A 2,161-nucleotide genomic window follows, 5' to 3' on the forward strand; every position below is an offset into this window, starting at 1 on the left:
TTGCTGCGCCGCTCGATGAACATCGGCGCCAGCGGCGGCGCGGCGCTCACCGGGCCGGGCACCAGGCTCGGCGGCGGGCTCGCACAGGCACCCAGCGCCAGCACACACGCCGCTGCCGCACCACGTACCGCGTACTTCGGGGGTTTCATTCGAATCCTTGGATGAGTGCCCGCACCACCGGTGCGAGCTTGGTTCTTGTCGTGGCCCACTTGCTGGCGCCGAAGCCGGCGTCGTCGACGCTGTAGCCGCTGCTCGCGAGCAGCGCGCCGCCCGATCGCTGCAGGCTCATCGAGGCCGCGCTCAGGTAGGGCCGGGCCACCTCGCCGAACGGCGGCGTGTCCCAGTCCACCGTCGCCGCGTAGCGCAGCCAGACCTCGCAGTCGTCGGAGGTGGACCCGAGATTGGCGCCGGCTTCGTAGACGCGGCTCGCTACGCCGATGCCGCGCAACTCGGCCTGCAGCGCCGGCACCAGGTCGGGCAGCGGCGCGTTGCGGTTGAACTCGATGCACAGCCGCTTCACCGGCGCATCGCCGTAGTGCACGGTGTTGGTCGCATGCGACGGCGAGCGGCCGATCGCGAGCGAGGTGGCGCTGCCGGTGGCCTTCACCAGCTCCCAGGTGGGCACGGGGCTCAGGATCGAGCAACCGGTGAGGGCCAGGCAGGCAGCCGCCAGCGCGGCGAGGTGGATGTTCATCGCGGCCTCAGACGATCTCGTCGATGCGGCCGGCCAGGTCGAGCCCGGCCCGTGCCGCATAGCCGGCCGCCACCTGCACCGCGTCGCCGACCAGGCCGTCGGGTTCGCCGAGCGCCGCGAGCGCGAGGTGGGCGGCCAGCAGCATGGGGTCGGGCCCATCGCCCGCATCGCTGTCGGCTCGCGCCCGGCCTTCGTCGCTGAGCGAGACGGTGCTGCCGCCGGTGGTGCCGGCCGGAGCTGGCGCCGCGGCGGCCCGGGCCGGCGGCGCGGCCGAAGTCGTGGCCGGCGCGGCATGCGCCGCGGAAGCGCCCGCGCCGATCGAAGCTGCGTGCTCCATCTCAGGCGGTCTGGCGCGGCGTGGCGGCGGCGGCGAGCGACACCGTCGAGAGCGAGCTCGCCAGGTCGGGCTTCGGCGGCACTGGTGCGGCAGCGGCCGGTGCTGCCTCGGCAGCCTCTGCCGCCGGAGTGGCTGCCGGCTTCAGGCTGGAACCGAATCCACTGGCAGCTCCTGCCGATGGCGTGGTGGCAGGCTTCGGAAGGGAACGGGCCGACAGGTCGGCGGAGGGGCGGGCGACGTGCATGGTGCGTCATGGAGGGGTTGCGATGAGAGTGAATTGTTCTCATCGCCAGCCCGCCCGATCGCCGGAAAAGCATGTCGCGCGGCGACGGCGAGGGGTCTTGGGTGATGGATATCACCCACGGGCTGCGTGCGCTGGCAGACAGACGGCGTGCGCAGCGTCTGCCATGGTCGTCGCAGTCCACCCGCTCCCGTCCCCTCCCCCTTCCCACTTCAAAGGAGTTCTCCCATGAGACTCGTTCATTTGCCACGCCTGGCCTTCCTGGCGCTCGCGGCGCTCGCCGTCGCAGGCTGCGCGTCCGGACCGCCGCCCACCGAACAGATGGCCGCCGCGAAGGCCGCGGTCGACAGCGCCGATGCCACCGGCGCCCCGGCCTACGCACCCACCGAAACCCGCCTGGCCGCCGACAAGCTCGCCGGGGCGAAGAAGGCCCTGGCCGACAAGGACTACGTGCTCGCGAAGCAGCTCGCCGACGAGAGCCAGCTCGACGCACAACTCGCCGTTCGCAAGATGCAGACCGCCAAGTCCAGCCAGGCAGCCGATGCAGCCCGCAAGGCCGCGTCCACCGGAGGTACCCAATGAACCACGCCATCCACCCGATCCTCACCGTCAGCGCGCTCGCCGCCGTGCTGATGGGTTGCAGCACCGTGCCCGCGCCGAACGCCGCGCTCGACCGCGCACGCGCCAGCTACCAGCAGCTGGAGACCGACCCGAAGGCGAATGAGTTCGCCGCACCGGAGATGACACTGGCCCGCGACGCGCTGACCAGCGCCGAAGCGTCGCGCACCCGCGGCGAGACGCTGCGCAGCGTCGACCACCACGCCTACCTGGCACAGCAGCGCGTGGCGATCGCGCGCGAAGCCATCAGCGCCCGCACCTGGGACAAGGC

General features: G+C 72.3%; 5 protein-coding genes. 2 read left to right on the forward strand and 3 right to left on the reverse strand.

Annotated elements, in window-relative coordinates:
* Nucleotides 1-145: 145 nt before the first annotated feature.
* From AC1D01_RS31430 to AC1D01_RS31440, 3 genes are read right to left on the reverse strand one after another with little or no spacing between them, the layout of a single operon-like run.
* Nucleotides 146-694 carry a cell division protein FtsI gene (locus AC1D01_RS31430; protein ID WP_477873439.1) on the reverse strand — a complete coding sequence of 183 codons (549 nt, stop codon included), beginning with the start codon at nt 692-694 and terminating at the stop codon, nt 146-148.
* Nucleotides 695-701: 7 nt separating this feature from the next.
* A complete protein-coding gene (locus tag AC1D01_RS31435) occupies nt 702-1,031 on the reverse strand; it encodes a hypothetical protein (RefSeq protein WP_477873440.1) in 330 nt (109 codons plus the stop codon).
* 1 nt (nt 1,032) lies between these two features.
* Entirely contained in the window at nt 1,033-1,275 is a 243-nt protein-coding gene (locus AC1D01_RS31440) for a hypothetical protein (protein WP_477873441.1), read from the reverse strand.
* 225 nt (nt 1,276-1,500) lie between these two features.
* Between AC1D01_RS31440 and AC1D01_RS31445 the strand changes: the two genes are divergently transcribed.
* Nucleotides 1,501-1,854, forward strand: a complete 354-nt coding sequence (locus AC1D01_RS31445; RefSeq protein WP_477873442.1) for a DUF4398 domain-containing protein — start codon at nt 1,501-1,503, stop codon at nt 1,852-1,854.
* Nucleotides 1,851-2,161, forward strand: a 311-nt coding sequence (locus AC1D01_RS31450; RefSeq protein WP_477873443.1) for a DUF4398 domain-containing protein, incomplete at its 3' end; no start/stop codon positions are given. The genes AC1D01_RS31445 and AC1D01_RS31450, both read left to right, overlap by 4 nt.

Source organism: Rhizobacter sp. P3_B12 (assembly GCF_056402895.1).